Raw genomic sequence first — 16,630 nt, forward strand, 5'->3', positions numbered from 1 at the left:
CATTCAGTTTTACCCTGTTGACAAGATTCTATTTTTCTTAACTTGACACCAATGGATGTATTGTGATGTTTTCTCTTTCGTTTACCCATTGAACAACTTCATGCCATTGCAATGTATACGACAAGCGCCCTAAGCGTCTACGTGAACTCCAAGCTATCGTTGGTTATTTGGTAGGCTTCTTTACCAAAGGACAACTTTTGTTTATAACAGCACGTATACCAGAGAATAAATGTATTCTTTTGTACTTATCTTATCCCTGGTATCACCCACAGAAATCATCAACGCGAATATCCCGCCAGACATCAGAAACCTGCCAGCCAGAGTTGCCCACAGATTGCACTGGAGGATTGTCAAGGTACGGAATATAGTTAGGAACTCTAGGCTTTTGAGTGATTACTGGTTTCTCCTCAACCTCAACCTCAACCACAGGGGTTGAAGAATTGACAGTATTAGCTTGAAGAAGTTGGTCTTCAGCTTCTTCGATTAATTTCATCTGTCTCAGGGTAAGCTTGTCGGATTTTTTGATGATCTTCTTGGTATCTGTATCATTAAAAGTTTTCATTGGCTGTTCCCTTGAAGGCATTGGCTTAAAAGTTGGATGAGTAAATTTGGGAGAAGTTAGGTATAAATAGTTTGCACAGAATTAACAAGATACACCAAATCGATGGAAAATACGAGTCCCAAATTGTAAGAATTTATTAATTGTGTACAAATCTGTTTTCGGGTAGATATCCCAGCATAATCTGTTGCACAGATGCAACTATTAAGCGATCGCTTCTTTCCTGATGACTGTACCTTACGATTTGTTTTGCAGTTTTGACTCCTAATAAGCAGATAATGGATGGTTAAGAGTTCTCGCTCATTAGGAACAGCGTTGAGAAACTTATCAGCTGATAAAGGCACAATCTTAGTAGTAGATGACGAAGCCAGCATCCGGCGGATTTTACAGACGCGGTTAGAAATGATTGGCTACAGGGTAGTTACAGCTAGTGATGGTGAAGAAGCTTTGTCAGCTTTTCGCCTGTTGACCCCTGATTTAATAGTTCTGGATGTAATGATGCCAAAGCTAGATGGCTACGGTGTCTGTCAAGAATTACGGAAACAATCAGATGTGCCAATTATTATGCTTACAGCCTTGGCAGATGTAGCAGATCGGATCACTGGGCTGGAATTAGGGGCTGATGACTACATGACAAAACCTTTCTCACCCAAGGAACTGGAAGGAATGGCACTAAGAAAAGCTCTAAGCTATATAGAATAAGGGCTACAGCTTTGAAAGCTATTGAACAGTGGAGGAGGGGTCAGGCGGTCGTCCAAGATGGCAGTGTCATGGAAGCGATCGCCACGAAAGACACGCTGAGTTTGCGATCACCTATGCCATCGCTTTGCCTTGCGCCAGAAAGTGGAATCAGATGTACAAGTTGTCTAAAAATTTCTGGTAGGTAGGAAAAGCTTACTCGTTCATGAAATACTTTCCTTGATACGAGCAAGCCAACATCATAAATACTACTGTGACACTACGAGTACAAATCCTCAAGGATAAATTTAGTCAAAGTTTGGGACTACCGTTTAAAGAATTGTTACCAGAATCAGTAATAAAACTTACCATCTCGGAGCTAAAAATCAAATATAAAAAGCGGTTATTTGACCCATTCGTAACTTTATGGGCATTTTTATCTCAGGTTCTAGATACTGACAAAACTTGCCATAATGCTGTGAGTAAAATAATTGCACATTTGGCTGAGTCAGAAGTAGAAGTTCCCTCAACAGATACGAGTGCTTACTGTCAAGCTAGGGCGAGATTGCCAGAAAAGTTATTAGAGAAGCTTTTCAATTATTCAGCACAAAAACTGGAAGAGAAAGTAACCCAAGAGTATTTATGGTGTGGTCGAAATATTTTAGTGATAGACGGCTCGACGGTATCTATGCCAGACACTATAGAGAACCAAAAAGAATACCCTCAACCTAGCACTCAAAAAGATGGATGTGGCTTTCCAATAGCTAAAATTGGTGTGATATTCAGTTTAGTTACGGGAGCCGCCGTTGCTTTGTGCATCGATGTATTGAACACTCATGATATTAAATTAGCAAGAAGGCTGTATGGTTTTCTCAAACCAAATGATGTGCTTTTAGGGGATAGAGCTTTTTGCGCTTATGCCGATATGGTTACGATTACCAAACTCGGTTGTGATGCTATATTTCGCAAGCATCAATCTCGCACAACAACCATACGAAAAGGTAAAATTGTTGGAGATTGCGACAAATTAGTTACTTGGTATAAGCCTAAAAGTTGTCCAAAAGGATTGAATAAAGATCAATTTGATGCTCTACCTTCTTCCATCACTGTGCGGGAAATTTACTACTACATTCTCATTCCTGGTTTTCGCACTCAACAAGTCAGCTTAATTACCACTCTTTTAGATAAATCTTCTTATTCTACTCTGGCAATTGTTGGGCTTTACGGCCAACGCTGGGATGTTGAACTAGATTTAAGACATCTCAAAACTACCTTGGGTATGGATATTCTGCGATGTAAAACACCCTCGATGATCCGCAAAGAAATTTACGTTTTTTTACTCGCTTATAATCTACTTCGTAGCTTAATGTGGTCGGCTGGAACTATTTACAGTACTCCTCCAAATCGACTATCGCTGCAAGGTACTCGCCATCATTTAATTAACTTTATTCCCAAATTATTAGCTGCCTCTGCTCAAAAACGTCTCCAAATTTATCGCACTTTACTTAAAGTTATTGCTCATAAGGGGGTTCCAGAACGCCCAGGTCGTAGTGAACCACGAGTTCGTAAACGTCGCCCCAAAATTTATCCCTTGATGACCAAACCCCGGAATGAATTACGTAAACAATTGCAAACTGCTTAATTGATAAGTATTTCCGCTTTTCTTAGTGCCATTCGGAACTGGAAGCTCGAATTGCCTGCATACTAAAACGGCGCTCCCACAAAACCAGTATCAATATTATTCCTAACTTTGGGATAATTCATGTGGGCAATCTCAAAATCGATATCAATAAACGGCTTGTTGATAAAGATGAGCAACGAATTCGGTTGACAGGTATAGAATTTAGCTTATTAGAATTGTTAGTGAATCATTCGGGAAAGATTTTTTCAAGGGTTGAGATTTTACAGCAATTGTGGGGCTTTGTACCAGAGATGAATACAGACACTCGTGTGGTGGATGTGCATATCTCGCGGTTGCGGACAAAAATAGAATCCGACCCCAACGACCCAGAATTTATTATCACAGCAAGAGGTAATGGTTATTTTTTCACACGAATTATTGAATCAGAGTAGGGGATGGGAGCAATTATCTGGCATATTGCAGCACTAAAGATGTTTTAAGTAAATCGGTAGAGCGATTGAGCTAAGTTTCGTCAGTTAGATGATGTCTTAAAGTGCTGAATCTGGTGAAATTGTTGGTCAACCAATACTCTTCTAATTGCTCTTTATTCATAAGGTTTCAGTTTAACAGATAATTTACTTGTTATTTTTAGTCAACAATTGCGTCAATGGATGCCACTGTATATATCTTCGTTAAAGATAAATCGATTTACGCACTCATCTTATACCAAGGAGTTGCAGCTAAAAACGCGTCATTAATTTCTGGCAGTTAGGCAAGGGTTAAATACATTTTCATCTTCAGCCAAAAGAGATATAACACCTATTCAGTACCTGACTTTTCACGAGATGTGGAAAGTCAGATTCAATACACAGCAGCAGAATTACCAAAGGACCGTGTCCCTCAACCACTGTGTTCAGCCGCATTCCATTCGTTTCCATTATTCTCAAGTTGCGTTGGTTGATCATAAGTAGCGATCACCTAGCAATAGATGTGGTTGGAAAAGTAATTTGACTTAATTGTTAAAAAGACTAACACGCTCACACTAATCGCATTCGCTCTCATCAACAAAAGTATATTTTTGGATATAGCTAGGCCGTGTTGCTAGTTGAAAATTGCACAAAACCTTTGTGTACCTTTAACCATTGTTACTTACTGGATAAAGCAGGGCTGGTTGAAAGCGAAAAAACGTTCTGCTAGTTGTTATCAAGTCAAAAGTGGGTTCTTGCGTTTCTTTTATGGAGAATTAATACTAAAGTGCCAATTTAATAAACTGCGTAGTCGAAAATTGCTAAAGTTACGAAAACCATATCCAAGTCGTTTAATCAGCTTGAGTTTATTATTAATTCCTTCTACAGTACCACTCAATACTTTTCGGTTAAGACTAAAAACAGGTAGATTGAGTCTTGTACTGAAAAATACGCACAGCTAAATGCAACTCAAAAAATTTTCGTTGGTTGAGCAAAGAATTGAATCAGGCAAAGTACTAAAGGCAATAGAAACTTTGAAATTCAGTATAGATGGCAACATCATAATTAAACCTTTTTTAATCTCATTTGAGATGAAAGATGAGTCCAAAATAATGGCAAGCAAGCTTTACAAATGGCTTCGATATGGCGATGATCTGTGCCACAGCAACCTCCCAAAACATTCAAATTCTTTAACTTCCCTTTCAGCGCTTGATAGTGATTACCCAAATCTTCTGGATTGCCAGCATCTAGGGTTTCCGACTCATTCAGTTCGGCATGACTTTTGGTGGATGCATTGGCTCTAATGCCACAAATTCGTTCCAGCCAAGGTTCGTTAGGTAACAGCACTTGTGCAAAGTGGGTAGGATGGGCACAGTTGAGCATATAGTAGGCAGGCCCTTGATTTGTTGCAGCATCAACTTGAGCGATCGCATCTTTCAATGTCTGACCAGTGGGCAAATGACCATCCGTTTCCACTGTAAAAGAAATCACCACAGGTATTCCTACTAACTGAGCAGCACAAGTAATTCCGATCGCCTCTTCCACATAATTCATGGTAATTGCCGTCACCAAATCAGCATCGGCATTGTGAAATACTTCTATTTGGGGGCGGTGATAGTCGGCTGCTTCATTTGCTGTCATAGCATTAGCGGGAATATAGCCATCACCACGGGGCCCTACACATCCACTAATTACCATCGGAGTCTGGTCAGTTTCGTATTCCTGACGAATGGTACGCAAAAGGGTGATCGCCTTGTGGTTCATCTCTGCTAAAGCCGTGCTAGAGTACCCCAATTTAGTCCCCCAGTCTGGATTTGCCCGCCAAGTTGCGCTCTCTAAAATCAGCCCTACCTGATAGTTCCTGGCAAGGGCAGCATAGGTTCGGAAGTATTTCTGAAGTGCTTGATAGCCTGTATCATTGTTCAACAGATCAAATGCTGCAAAGTCTGGTAAAGTCAATCTTTCAAGAAAAACGAGGGTGGTTTCAATGCCACCATCCGTGATGAATAAATCCCTCGATAATTGAGGCAAATTGTTTCGATACTGAGCCATTTTAGTTCTCCTGGGTTAACTAACTATGTTGGATGCTGATTATTGCGGTTGCCGCATCATGGGAAAAATACAAGAAGCGACAAAGAAAGAATAAAAGCAGATGTTCTTTTACTGTTCTATAACCAGGTTATTCAGTCTACCGTCCTGAAATCGTCCGTAAATCATCTGAGGATCGTTCAGTAGCTTCACAGCGTTCCTTTAAAGGAAATAAAATTCATAAGTTACGCCTAATGTGAATTTGAAATGCCTCTTACCCCATAAGAGTTTCTAGATTAGCTGACAATCATTAGCCAAAGTTCTGGTCACGATGGGTAAAGCGGATTTGGCGATTTCTAATTGCTTTTACTGTAAAGGTATGGCCGACGATAAATATAATCTGTGAAATTAGGAAACGGGAGAAGTATAGCCATAGCCATAAAGATTAGGACGTAAACTATAAGAGTTAGCATTGCATCTACCCCATCCCGATGGCAAAAGCTTATAGCGATGATTTCCGGCGAAAAGTTATGCAAGCGATTGAATTAGATGGTCTCAAAAAGCGTGAGGCCAGCCAATTGTTCAATATCAGTCGCAACACAATTAACTTATGGTTTCAGCGCAAAGCCGAAACAGGTGATGTTAAGCCCAAACATAGGAAAGCATCGTCAGACAATAGCAAAATCGGTGATTGGCAGAAGTTTCGCTCCTTTGTCAAAGAGCATGGGGATAAAACTCAGAGTGAGATGGCACAGTTATGGGAGGGAAAGATTAGCCAGCGCACGATTTCCAGGGCATTACAAAAGATCGGACATTCGCGTAAAAAAAAACTTACGGATATAGCCAACGAGACGAAGCCAAACGGTCAGCGTTTTTAGCACAACTGAAAAACCCGAAAGCATCACATCTAGTATATGTTGATGAGTCTGGCATGGATGAACGCGACAACTATGGCTACGGATACTCTCCTGTTGGGGAACGCTTCTACGACCTTAAATCAGGTCGGCGGCAAGGTCGCATTAATATGATTGCGCTCGTTTCGAGAGGGGCAATTGATTGCACCATTTACCGTTGAGGGAGCGTGTAACCGAACCGTGTTTGAAACCTGGCTTATTCTTGTTTGATTCCAGTGTTGCGTCCGGGTGAGTGGGTGATTGTAGATAATGCGACATTTCATCATGGTGGTCGCATTGCTTCATTAATTGAAGCCGCCGGATGCCAGATCGTGTACCTTCCGCCCTACTCGCCAGACCTCAATCGGATTGAAAAGTGTTGGGCATGGCTGAAAAGTAGGGTTCGTAAGTTATTACTCAAATCCGATAATTTGCGTGATGCAATAGAAACCGTTCTCAAGCAAGCAGCGTCCTAACTCATGTGGCTACAGCTATAGTATTGGTATTGGGTTGGATAAAAGTTGCTTTCCAAACTCGTTCAAAGGGCTGACCAATTTTACAGTAGAGTGATCGCACATCTTCAGCAGTGGCGGCGGAAAACACACAAATGGAGTGTGTTCCATCCATAGACACGGCGGAAAAGGCATGTTGAAGATTCAATTCATGAAAACAGCCCTTTGCCTGATGCTTGCTGGACTCACAAATTGCTTTTGTCATGGGTGAATCGTAATTGACCTCTGCGATTGCTAGAGAACAGCTCTGAGGAAAGTTTTTCGGATTTTGCTCCAACCACAAATCTGCCTGCCATATCCGTTGAAATGGCATTCCCGCTTCACGGTAGGCTTCCCGTACTGCATCTGTATAAGGAACCTGAAAAACACAAATGGAGCGATCGCCGTGCATCGACACCAGGGAATACTGCCATTGGATATTCCGTACTTCAATACACGCATCCATGCTCTGCGTGACCTGCATCCAATGCTCATAGGTCATGGGCACACAGAGCGGTGGCGAAAATGACATTTCTGAGATCGCAAATCTCACGATAGTTTTCCTCCTTCATCACAGGTGAATTGGTTCATGCAGATATGCCTCTAAAGCAGCAATGGATTGTTGAGCCTGGGCACTTAAGACGCGATCCTTGAAGCGAGTTTTCAAGTTAGCAAAATGCCGTTGGGCACAATTGAAATTGCCGCGTTGATGATTGGCTTGGATGATTACAGACCAGGCTAGGGCGATTTCACTGGAATTATTCACCACCTGTGCGGCTTCTAGAGCTTTCTCGGCACGGGCGATCGCTTGTATTAGATCCCCTTGTTCTAAATCCCACTGGGCGGCAATCGTTTGCACATAAGCCAGCATCCGAGGCGAATCAATGCGTTGAAGTACCTGGCACGATTGCTCTAAAATTTCTTGGCCATTCTTTTTCTGAAGCAGATACTGAGTCAGAGCATTCAGGGCAGCTGCATGGGGAGCTTCACTTCCTTCACCCATTTGTGCCGCCACATGAATCAGCTCGTTGCCGTCATTTAATGCGGCAGATGGGTTGCCTGTTTCTAATTCCAACATGACTAAATTGGTGAGGCAGGTACATTCACGCCAATGGTCACAAGCCACCTGGGCCATGTGCCAACCCTGACGCAGCAGGGAGGCTGCCTGTTCGATGTCTCCCTGGAAGCGACGGACACAACCCAGTCCAAAGGGAATATCGATGGCAGAAGTACCTAGGCGATCGCTAATGGATTGGGCTTCTAATAAGAGTGCTTCGGCGCGGGTCATTTCTCGCCCAATTTCTGCCAGACACGCCCCAGTATGAGCCAGCATATACATAGTGGTGCCAGGACTAGCGGTACGTCCCTGCTCTGCGGCCCGTAGCGAATAGTGCTGTACTTCACTTAAGTTACCGTGGTCATAATTCAGGACAATCAATGCTTCCAGCCCAGTCGATTCATCCTCTTGTAGTCCCAAGGTTGCGGCTTCCTTGATCAGAGATTGTAATTCTTGCTTGACCGCCGGTGCTTGCTGCTTAGGTACTCCTGCTTTAACGCTGGTTTTCAGCAAGTTCAAGTGGAGGTGAATGCGTTCGTTTGGGGCTAAATACTGGCAATGACGAATGCCTCGCTGAGTGAGTTCAGCTGCTTCCCCATAGGCAAAGACTTGCAAACAACGCTCTGCTGCCTGCAAACAGGCGGTTGCGGCTAGGGCATGGTTGCTACCAAGATCGGCATGGCGAGCAACATCATTGATTAGTGGAGAAGTAGGAGTGGCGATCACATTTAAAGACTGGGCAATGTGGGTATGAATCAGCCTGCGTCGGGGTTCAGAAAACTGTTCGTAAGCCACCTGCCGCACAATGTCATGGGCAAAGTTGTAGGACAATTCGCCAGCCATCGCGCTACCGGGCCGAATAATGCCATGCTGTTCTAACTGATCGATGGCGCTAAGTAACCGTGGTAGGGGGCAATCTGCCACCTTTGCCAAGGTGGTGGGATTAAAGCTATGCCCCAACGCTGCCATCCAAGGCATTAACTCCTGGGTTGTTCCATCTAATTGCCGCAGTCGCCCTTGAATTAGCGTTTCTAGGTTGTCACCTGCTGTGCGATCTGATTGCGCCTGAGCACGGACAATTTCCAGAGCAAACAGAGGATTGCCACCACTACTAGTAAAAATGTGATCGCCATCAGCGGTATATCCAACGGCTTGAGCCAATGCTAAAGTTTGTAAGCGATCAAAGGGTGTTATTTCCACCGTGCGAATGCGATGTTCCCGGTGCAGGGTTTGAATAAACTTATCAGCTGGTCGGTTGGCTGCGATTTCTCGTTTGCGGGCAGCACAGGCAAACCAAACAGGTTTCTGCCGATGGAGCAGGCGCATTGCGTAGTGCAAGAAGGAGATTGAGGTTTCATCCAACCACTGGATATCGTCCAGCACCACTAATATAGGGGCGGTTTCCGCTAATTGGGTAATGAACTGAACTACTAAATCAAACAATCGCCCACGGTTCAAGATGGCTGCCGACTCCACATTAAGCACTAGAGATTTCAGCTCATTCAAAAATTTCGTCGCGCCGAGTGCTTGAAACATATCTACCCACACACCATAGGGACGCAACATTTCTGCCTCAAATCCGCGCCCCCAAAGCACGTAGTTGCCACGGCTGTGGACAGTTTTTGCCAATTCCTCTAACAGTCGGGTTTTGCCAATACCCGGTTCGCCCAAAAGCCACAACAGATCCGCCCGATCCTGCTGGAGGCATTGTGATCGCCAGCCTTCAATGGCAGCCCATTCTACTTCACGCCCAATCAAGGGCAATTCTGCTGTTACAGCAAGAGTTGATGAGGGGAGAGGAATTATATGTGAAAAGTCCGCTGTCTGGGCACTTGCTGTACAGGTGGGTGGTGGAGGGGCATCGTCCAGGAGCAGCAATTCTTCATAAAGTTTGCAGGTTGTAGGACTGGGATTGACTCCCAACTCAGCTTGCAGCGTGGTCATGCACTGGTGATAGACCCGCAGGGCACTGGCGCGATCGCCCTGCCAAGCATGGAGGCGCATCAGGTGACAATAAGCGGGTTCATAAAGTGGGTCAATCCTCTGCAATTGTTGGGCATAAAAGAGCGCCAGACGATTGTCTTCTCGAGTAGTTAGCAGGGTGACTAGCGTATCTAAAGATGTGATCGCCTGTTGCCGCATTTGTTCTCTATAGGGAATAATCCAGTCGTCGTAACAACTGGGCAGTAAGTCCCCCTGGTAAAGCATTGCTGCCTGTTTTAGAGCTTGGATTTGGACAGCAAGGGTGGAAGAAGTAGATTGGGCGATTATGCTTTCAAACTGGGCTACATCAATGTGACAGTTATCATTGCATAGCCATTGTATTGTTTTCGTTTCAATGTGCAACCAGCGATCAACACCGGGAATTACTTGCTTTAATTCATGCAAGCGTCGCCGTAAATTGGCTTTTGCATCCGTTTCGGTTGCATCAGACCAAAGATGCACAGCAACCTGCTGCCTCTGTTGTAGTGTGTCCCGATGTAGCAAAATAAATGCCAACAGAGCCTGTAATCTTTCCGAATTGATGCCCTGAATAGGTAATCCATCGGCAGCCAAGTAAAATTCCCCAAATAGCTTAATGTCGAGGCTTTTAGACACAGGTGTTAACAGGATAAGACTATCGCAGACCATTTATTTAAGATGGTACTGGTTAAACCATACAAATGTTCTTTCCACTACCCAAGGTTTGGGTAAAATCTCAAATTCTTTACCAATACGTTGAATAACCTCAACATGAGCTTGAATCATTAGCCGATAGCAAGAGCAAATTTATCACTCTATATATGCTATTTAGGAGTATCTTATCTTTTTTGTTTAATCTTATTTCCTCTTCTTTAGATTTACTTTATAAATACAATACCCTCTAAATGGCGTAATGGGTGTTGAGGAGAAGCCCAGTAACCAACCTGCGTAATATTCAAGTTGGTCGCTCATAAAAGTCAACTATCTTGGCTCCAGCAGCGCCAAAGCCTACAGTTACTGGCTCGCAACAGACACTTGTTCGCTTGGTTTTGGCTTGAGTATCTACTTTCTGGAGATATCGTAAGCATTTATACTTAGTATTTTCCTGATGCTCAATCTTGACTTCATTGATGCAGAGTATTTGACATACTCTGCATTCAATTTAATTAATTAGATTTTACAAGCGATCTCATCTAGCAAAATACCAAAAACTTATATACTATTGACTAAACTATTTAAAGCTGTTTTTGCTACTAACTCGGCTCTAGCACTTGTGATTTTTTGATAGCGTAAGGTAGTTTGAATATTTTCAGGGTAAATGAGGAAGTGGTGGAACAATGGCGAAACGAAAATAAAACCGGACGAAAGGGAGCCTCGAATTATTATAGCGACGTTGCGATCGCTACGATGGGAACGATTTAATCAGTATTTCATCTACCGGGACGACAAGCTCTTATGGTTTTTAGAGTCCTTATTCACGCTCATAGGGATTGAGCTAGGGTAAGACTGAGTGTTTAACTACCGCAGCTACCAATTCTATTCCGCTTATAAATTACTTTTTAGCACTCAAAAGAAAAAAGATAACAAAGGTTAAATTTGCTACTAATAGATTTACTCCTCGGTTTTAGATCTCATTAAAGCAACGCAGTACATTTTGTAGGATGCACATATTCAATTATCGGTGTAATTCTAATGAAACCTGAAGTTATGACTGCAATCATCTCTGCGCTCGTTGCAGTTAAGCTAATGAGCATTTAAGTTGTATAACACCAGGGCTGAACCCTTTACTCCAAGCGAATCAACCTGGAAAAATGAATGACGATTAGCTTATTAGTGCGATTGTCAGTATTTATGGGCAAATGCGTGTCGCACAATTGTCTGATCGCCTGGCGAAACAACGTGAAGCCCAATCGCGTGAAGCACAAACGGCTGCTTTAATGTCGAAATACCGAGATTCGTTGCTTCGTTCAGCAATCGATCTTCAAAGCCGCTTGTTTAATATTCGGCGAAATCTGTGCATTAAATAATTAATGTCTAATTTAAAGAATTAATGTCCACCCCTTAAACCTTACTGTGATAAGGAATTTGAAGCAATAACACTAACTCTTTAAACTGGACAATGATTTTTTAATGTACACAAAAGAGCAATAACTCTAATTCAAACCCTAAAGCCATTTATATAAGAACCTCAGTAATCCAGTGATGGTACTGAGCATTGTCACCCTGAAATATGGATTGAAGGTAATCACGGAGCTTTGTAGTGATGGGACGTTCTTTGGGCAAGCGAGAAGTTTCAATATCGTTAACAGGGGTAATATATGCAGCCGTACCGCACAGAAAGACTTCATCAGCAATAAATAACTCAGATTTATCTACTGGTCTTTCAATCACAGAAATTCCCAAATCATGGGCTAAAGTGAGAATACTATTGCGAGTGATTCCTTCAAGTATATCTTGATTGAGGCTAGGGGTAATCAGTTGACCATCACGAACCAAAAACAAATTCATAGCTGAGGCTTCACTAACCTTACCTTGAGAGTTCAACAAAATTGCTTCATCAAAACCTGAAGCAACAGCTTCTGTTTTCGCAAGAGCAGAAGTAATGTAAGCAGCAGTTACTTTACCTCGTAAAGGCATACTACGATCTTCTTGTCTAGACCAAGAACTAATCCGGCAACGGATACCTGTTTGAGGTAGAAAATCACTCATTGATAAACCATAAATTAACAAATCTTTGTCCACCTCATGTAGACGAGGTGCAATTCCTAAGCCAGAGGTATAAACCAATGGACGAAGGTAAAAAGGAGTGCTGGGTTGATTGCGACGTACAAATTCAACAATGGTAGATATTAAAGAGTCTTTTGTCAGAGAATAATTCAGGTATTTAGCACTATTGCTCAATCTTTGACAGTGAGCTTCTAAGCGGAATAGTAAAATGCGATTAGGGTTATTTGATGCCGGCAATCCACGAATTCCAGCAAGAACAGCAGTCCCATAATGAAGTGCATGAGTGGCAATCGAAATTTGAGCTTGAGCGAAGGGGAGAAAATGTCCTTTCAAATATGCCTGCGGTAGAAAAGAGGATGCAGTTGTTTGAGTGTCGTTAGTTGCTTGAGTCATCATAGATTTCATCTTTGATAGTCTACTTTCTCATAATTGGGCTTCACAACTCCCCAGTTGAGTTAGGGGATTCTCAGCAGATACTATTCGCTGGATGGTTATTGTATAATTAATAACTTGTTAAATCGCTCGTTTAATTAATGCTTTTTTCCCCAGAGCGATACTGGAATTACGCTACCAGAGGCTACCAGCTATTAATAATGTAATTTGTTCATCTAGCAATAAACTAGAGAAGATAATTGTCAAAAACGGTTGTAGTTGTAAGGGACAAATTATTCGACCAAAGCGACAGATTGTCTGTCATCCATCCAAATGCTTTTGCATTGCCTGTTCAACCAATTTCTACAACTTCATATCACAAACCCCAAAAATTAAATCCGCTTCCATTAAAGCTTGCAGGCGTGAAAAAATTGACTTTTAATTTGTCGCTACAGCCAAATAATTCGTCTCTCTACAAAAATGCAAAATTAGGGATTTGGGATTATTCTCTACTGAAGGTAACAAAAGAGGGATTACGCAATAACCATTAATTATCAGTTATAGTTTATATCGTGTCCGGTGAAAGACCTCATTAAGACCTCTGCCAGAGCAAGGAGGCAGAGGGGCACAAAAGAGGGTTTTAAAGTTTCTGCACAGAGCCATCGAATCATTTATGATTAGCTAGACATGATATCAAACGTGACGTTGGTAAAAAGATTCTTCAATCCAGAACCGCACCTCTTCTTCGGAAGCCAGATAAGCAGTGCGACCCGTGTTAGGATTGTAAACTTGATACCAAACATTACCTGCACGATCTTTGCATTGCCGGATTTTTAACTCAGGTTTGGTGGTGACTTGATTCCAAACCCATTGTCCGAGCCGTTTTAGTTTAGTTGTCAATTTTTGCCAAGTAGATTGCGTTATAGGAACCTCATCATCAATAAGTTCATATTTTTTAAAGTCTTGAGATTGCGTATTCATTACTGCCTCCTGTGGAATTTAGCATTAACTGAATATTAAAGCTGTGATTTGATTAAAAATTCCCCAGATTAGTATCAGTAGATTGACTCATCCAATTGGGTGAATCCACCAGATGCTCAAATTAACCCAATCAGGTGAATTTTCAGAAATGGGTAAGGTAAACCAAAAAGCTAAATAGTTTTAGGTATGAGATGTGGCTCAACCTGTTTTTAAATTAGACTTATTTTGGCAAAATCACAGTCTGAAAAAGTCTTTAATAGTCATGAGATAGAAAAATTAGTTTTACTTAAGTAAGTCGTGGAGAAAATTTATAAGCATGTAACAAACAATTAAGTAGAAGAATTAGAGTTAAATCTTATACGTTGTGTACTGTAATTTCCCTTCTCTGCTCTAGAACACCGATTCAGTAATCGGGGGATAAAAGAAAATTCAGTTGAGCGTGAAGTAAATAATAGAGAAGACAATAGAGCAAATACCTGCCAGCCAACGTTTATAGCGATAAGTAAGCCTTGAGCGATATTTAACAAAGTCTCAAGGAGAGGTGTAGCCTGAATTGAGGTAGATTCAGGTAATAAATGTGCTAGTACAACCTGATAATGTACGTATGCGACCAGGAAATTGGCAACCACCGATAGAGCTATCAGTACCAGAGCAAAGTATCATTAAGCGCATTAAACGGGCAAAGCTGTTTACGTTCTTACGGCAATATCGCCATCAAATAATGAGACATGGGCGTAAAAGCAAAACTCAACTATTTGATGGCTATAAACGTCATGTCTTACGAGATTTAGACAATGAGCTGGTTCGCGCTGTTGGGGTCACAAGAGCAAATATCCCTGAAGCATCTGTGACTGATGCAATTGCTACTGACTTGAAACACCAGCAAGTGAATCTGGTTGAGTTACACATTGACCGTGCTTACCTCAGTAGTTCCTTAGTTCAAAACAGAAGCGATGAACTGACTATTTACTGTAAAGCTTGGCAAGTAAGAAACGGCAAGAAGTTTACCAAAACTGCTTTTATCCTGGATTGGGACAATCAAACTATTTGCTGCCCGAATGAGGTTACTTTACCTTTTAGTGTTGGTGGCAAAGTTCAGTTCCCCAAAAATATTTGTGCAACTTGTCCACTAAGAGAACGCTGTACTACTTCTAAAACTGGACGCAGTGTTTCGATTCATCCTGATGAACCATTGTTCCAAGAATTAAAACAACGTCAATTAACTCCTGCTGGCCGTGCCAAACTCAGAGAACGTGTTGCTGCCCTTGCATTCTTTATCCCACATTGGTCGATTCTTGGGGAGCAAGCTCGTTATGTTGGTTCTCGCAAAAATCTCTTTGACCTTCGCCGTACCGCCGTTGTTCACAATCTTCATGTCCTTGCCAAAATTTTTACTCACACTACTGATCATTCTGTTACTTCATCGTGATTACTGAATCGGTGTTCTAGACTATCAACTAACGTCTGGCGTTTCCTTCCTTTTACCTTTTTGCCTCCATCAAAACCATACACATCCCCCTTTTTTCAGTCGTTTTTACCGACTGACTATCTGCGGCGATGCCTACGGCGAGCTTCGCTAACGCTGTTGGTTGGGTTGACTTGCCTAGTAGTCTGCCAAGTTAACTTTGCTAAGTAGTACCTCCAATTGGTAAACTAGCCAAAAAATGGGGTTTAACATGGCGAAAAAGTACATTGTTGACTTAAGTGAAGATGAAGTTTCTCAACTGCAATCAATAATTAAAAGAGGTAAATAAGGCGAGAACTATAATCCGTGCAAACATACTTTTACTGGCATCAGAGGGAGAGAGCGATGAAGCGCTCGCGTCCACAGTTAGAGTCCATGCTGCAACAGTGCAACGAACACGAGAAAAATTTGTCATTGGCGGGTTAGATTTTGCATTAGACGATGAAAAGCATCCACCAAAACCAAAAAAGTTAGATGAAAAGCAAGAAGCATTTTTGATTGCGACTGCTTGTTCTGACCCACCTACTGGAAGAGTTCGTTGGACAATGCAGTTATTAGCAGATCACCTAGTAAGCCTGGGTATAGTAGATTCAATTTCCGACGAAACAGTACGTCAAACTTTAAAAAAAATGAAATTAAACCTTGGTTAAAAGAACAGTGGTGTATTCCCGAAGTCAACGCAGAATATGTGTTGAGAATGGAAGATGTGTTAGATTTATATAATGAGCCATACGAGCCGAAGAAAGCTGTAGTCTGTCTAGATGAACGCCCATATCAATTAGTAGAAGAAGTAAGACAACATTTGCCACCAGAACCAGAACAACCCGAACGTTATGATTATGAATACAAACGTAACGGGGTAGTTAATTTGTTTGTCTTGTTTGAACCTTTAGCTGGATGGAGGCATGTTGAAGTTACACAACGTCGGACAAAAGCTGATTTTGCTAAACAACTAAAAGATTTAGTAGATATTCATTACAGAACTGCTGATGTAATTCGTTTAGTAGTTGATAACCTTAATATTCATACTCCCAATGTATTATATGAAGTTTTCTCTCCACAAGAAGCGCGTCGAATTATTAAAAAATTAGAGTTTCACTATACTCCTAAACACGCTTCTTGGTTAAATCAGGTAGAAATTGAATTATCTGTTTTATCTCGCCAGTGTTTAGAACGACGTATTCCTAATGTAGAGACACTATCTTCTGAAATTACTGCTTGGGAAGCACAACGTAATCAGCAAAAAGCCAGTGTTTATTGGGGTTTTAAAACCAAGGACGCACGCCAAAAAATGGGACCTTTATACCCGAAGATTTAACTTAGCAAAGT

13 protein-coding genes and 6 pseudogenes are annotated in these 16,630 nt (G+C 41.8%); 11 read left to right on the top strand and 8 right to left on the bottom strand.

The window, feature by feature from the left end; genetic code table 11:
* Nucleotides 1–262 precede the first annotated feature (262 nt).
* Nucleotides 263–562, bottom strand: coding sequence for a hypothetical protein (locus RMY27_RS06435; RefSeq protein WP_322661503.1), 300 nt, complete (start codon nucleotides 560–562; stop codon nucleotides 263–265).
* A 279-nt stretch (nucleotides 563–841) separates the two neighbouring features.
* Here RMY27_RS06435 and RMY27_RS06440 point away from each other — a divergent pair.
* From RMY27_RS06440 to RMY27_RS06455, 4 genes and pseudogenes are all read left to right on the top strand, one after another.
* Nucleotides 842–1,222, top strand: a pseudogene (locus tag RMY27_RS06440) (response regulator); the annotation flags it as partial.
* A 50-nt stretch (nucleotides 1,223–1,272) separates the two neighbouring features.
* Complete coding sequence (locus RMY27_RS06445; RefSeq protein ID WP_322661505.1) at nucleotides 1,273–1,446, top strand: hypothetical protein; 174 nt, start codon at nucleotides 1,273–1,275, stop codon at nucleotides 1,444–1,446.
* Between the two features lie 65 nt (nucleotides 1,447–1,511).
* Nucleotides 1,512–2,879 carry an IS4 family transposase gene (locus RMY27_RS06450; protein ID WP_322661507.1) on the top strand — a complete coding sequence of 456 codons (1,368 nt, stop codon included), beginning with the start codon at nucleotides 1,512–1,514 and terminating at the stop codon, nucleotides 2,877–2,879.
* Between the two features lie 35 nt (nucleotides 2,880–2,914).
* A pseudogene (locus tag RMY27_RS06455) lies at nucleotides 2,915–3,310 on the top strand (winged helix-turn-helix domain-containing protein); the annotation flags it as partial.
* Between the two features lie 781 nt (nucleotides 3,311–4,091).
* Here the strand turns inward: RMY27_RS06455 and RMY27_RS06460 are convergent.
* Together RMY27_RS06460 and RMY27_RS06465 are read right to left on the bottom strand one after the other, a co-directional pair.
* Nucleotides 4,092–4,229: pseudogene (locus tag RMY27_RS06460) on the bottom strand (transposase); the annotation flags it as partial.
* Between the two features lie 161 nt (nucleotides 4,230–4,390).
* Nucleotides 4,391–5,377, bottom strand: a complete 987-nt coding sequence (locus tag RMY27_RS06465; RefSeq protein WP_322661509.1) for a homocysteine S-methyltransferase family protein — start codon at nucleotides 5,375–5,377, stop codon at nucleotides 4,391–4,393.
* A gap of 467 nt (nucleotides 5,378–5,844) precedes the next feature.
* Here RMY27_RS06465 and RMY27_RS06470 point away from each other — a divergent pair, with 467 nt between their 5' ends.
* Nucleotides 5,845–6,231 carry an IS630 transposase-related protein gene (locus RMY27_RS06470; protein WP_322661511.1) on the top strand — a complete coding sequence of 129 codons (387 nt, stop codon included), beginning with the start codon at nucleotides 5,845–5,847 and terminating at the stop codon, nucleotides 6,229–6,231.
* Nucleotides 6,232–6,284: 53 nt separating this feature from the next.
* Nucleotides 6,285–6,722, top strand: a pseudogene (locus RMY27_RS06475) (transposase).
* A gap of 1 nt (nucleotide 6,723) precedes the next feature.
* Here RMY27_RS06475 and RMY27_RS06480 read toward each other — a convergent pair.
* The 3 genes and pseudogenes from RMY27_RS06480 to RMY27_RS06490 all read right to left on the bottom strand — a co-directional run.
* Nucleotides 6,724–7,290 carry a nickel-binding protein gene (locus RMY27_RS06480; RefSeq protein ID WP_322661513.1) on the bottom strand — a complete coding sequence of 189 codons (567 nt, stop codon included), beginning with the start codon at nucleotides 7,288–7,290 and terminating at the stop codon, nucleotides 6,724–6,726.
* A gap of 18 nt (nucleotides 7,291–7,308) precedes the next feature.
* Nucleotides 7,309–10,392: a BTAD domain-containing putative transcriptional regulator gene (locus RMY27_RS06485; protein ID WP_322661515.1), complete on the bottom strand. Its 3,084-nt coding sequence runs from the start codon at nucleotides 10,390–10,392 to the stop codon at nucleotides 7,309–7,311.
* Between the two features lie 42 nt (nucleotides 10,393–10,434).
* A pseudogene (locus tag RMY27_RS06490) lies at nucleotides 10,435–10,568 on the bottom strand (IS5/IS1182 family transposase); the annotation flags it as partial.
* A 487-nt stretch (nucleotides 10,569–11,055) separates the two neighbouring features.
* On the opposite strand from RMY27_RS06490, the gene RMY27_RS06495 reads away from it, so the two are divergent.
* Together RMY27_RS06495 and RMY27_RS06500 are read left to right on the top strand one after the other, a co-directional pair.
* Nucleotides 11,056–11,178 (top strand): hypothetical protein, encoded by a 123-nt coding sequence (locus tag RMY27_RS06495; RefSeq protein WP_322661517.1) that lies wholly within the window; start codon nucleotides 11,056–11,058, stop codon nucleotides 11,176–11,178.
* Between the two features lie 437 nt (nucleotides 11,179–11,615).
* Nucleotides 11,616–11,783 carry a hypothetical protein gene (locus RMY27_RS06500; RefSeq protein WP_322661519.1) on the top strand — a complete coding sequence of 56 codons (168 nt, stop codon included), beginning with the start codon at nucleotides 11,616–11,618 and terminating at the stop codon, nucleotides 11,781–11,783.
* Nucleotides 11,784–11,931: 148 nt separating this feature from the next.
* Here the strand turns inward: RMY27_RS06500 and RMY27_RS06505 are convergent, their stop codons facing one another.
* Nucleotides 11,932–12,888, bottom strand: a complete 957-nt coding sequence (locus tag RMY27_RS06505) for a branched-chain amino acid transaminase (RefSeq protein ID WP_322661520.1) — start codon at nucleotides 12,886–12,888, stop codon at nucleotides 11,932–11,934.
* Between the two features lie 227 nt (nucleotides 12,889–13,115).
* On the opposite strand from RMY27_RS06505, the gene RMY27_RS06510 reads away from it, so the two are divergent.
* On the top strand, nucleotides 13,116–13,406 hold the full coding sequence (locus RMY27_RS06510) for a hypothetical protein (protein WP_322661522.1): 291 nt from the start codon (nucleotides 13,116–13,118) through the stop codon (nucleotides 13,404–13,406).
* A 142-nt stretch (nucleotides 13,407–13,548) separates the two neighbouring features.
* Here RMY27_RS06510 and RMY27_RS06515 read toward each other — a convergent pair whose 3' ends face one another.
* Entirely contained in the window at nucleotides 13,549–13,836 is a 288-nt protein-coding gene (locus tag RMY27_RS06515) for a hypothetical protein (protein ID WP_190919162.1), read from the bottom strand.
* A 577-nt stretch (nucleotides 13,837–14,413) separates the two neighbouring features.
* Here RMY27_RS06515 and RMY27_RS06520 point away from each other — a divergent pair.
* Together RMY27_RS06520 and RMY27_RS06525 are read left to right on the top strand one after the other, a co-directional pair.
* Complete coding sequence (locus RMY27_RS06520) at nucleotides 14,414–15,265, top strand: transposase (RefSeq protein ID WP_416212313.1); 852 nt, start codon at nucleotides 14,414–14,416, stop codon at nucleotides 15,263–15,265.
* 247 nt (nucleotides 15,266–15,512) lie between these two features.
* Nucleotides 15,513–16,619 (top strand): annotated as a pseudogene (locus RMY27_RS06525) (IS630 family transposase).
* The last annotated feature ends 11 nt before the right edge of the window (nucleotides 16,620–16,630 follow it).

The sequence above is a fragment of the Nostoc sp. DedQUE09 genome (genome assembly GCF_034530915.1).
In the GTDB taxonomy this organism is placed as follows: Bacteria; Cyanobacteriota; Cyanobacteriia; order Cyanobacteriales; family Nostocaceae; genus Nostoc.

Excerpts from the sequence above, each read along its gene's own strand:
- RMY27_RS06435 (WP_322661503.1), bottom strand. The coding sequence starts at position 562 with ATGAAAACTTTTAATGATACAGATACCAAGAAGATCATCAAAAAATCC.
- RMY27_RS06465 (WP_322661509.1), bottom strand. The coding sequence starts at position 5,377 with ATGGCTCAGTATCGAAACAATTTGCCTCAATTATCGAGGGATTTATTC.
- RMY27_RS06470 (WP_322661511.1), top strand. The coding sequence starts at position 5,845 with ATGGCAAAAGCTTATAGCGATGATTTCCGGCGAAAAGTTATGCAAGCG.
- RMY27_RS06500 (WP_322661519.1), top strand. The coding sequence starts at position 11,616 with ATGCGTGTCGCACAATTGTCTGATCGCCTGGCGAAACAACGTGAAGCC.
- RMY27_RS06505 (WP_322661520.1), bottom strand. The coding sequence starts at position 12,888 with ATGAAATCTATGATGACTCAAGCAACTAACGACACTCAAACAACTGCA.
- RMY27_RS06515 (WP_190919162.1), bottom strand. The coding sequence starts at position 13,836 with ATGAATACGCAATCTCAAGACTTTAAAAAATATGAACTTATTGATGAT.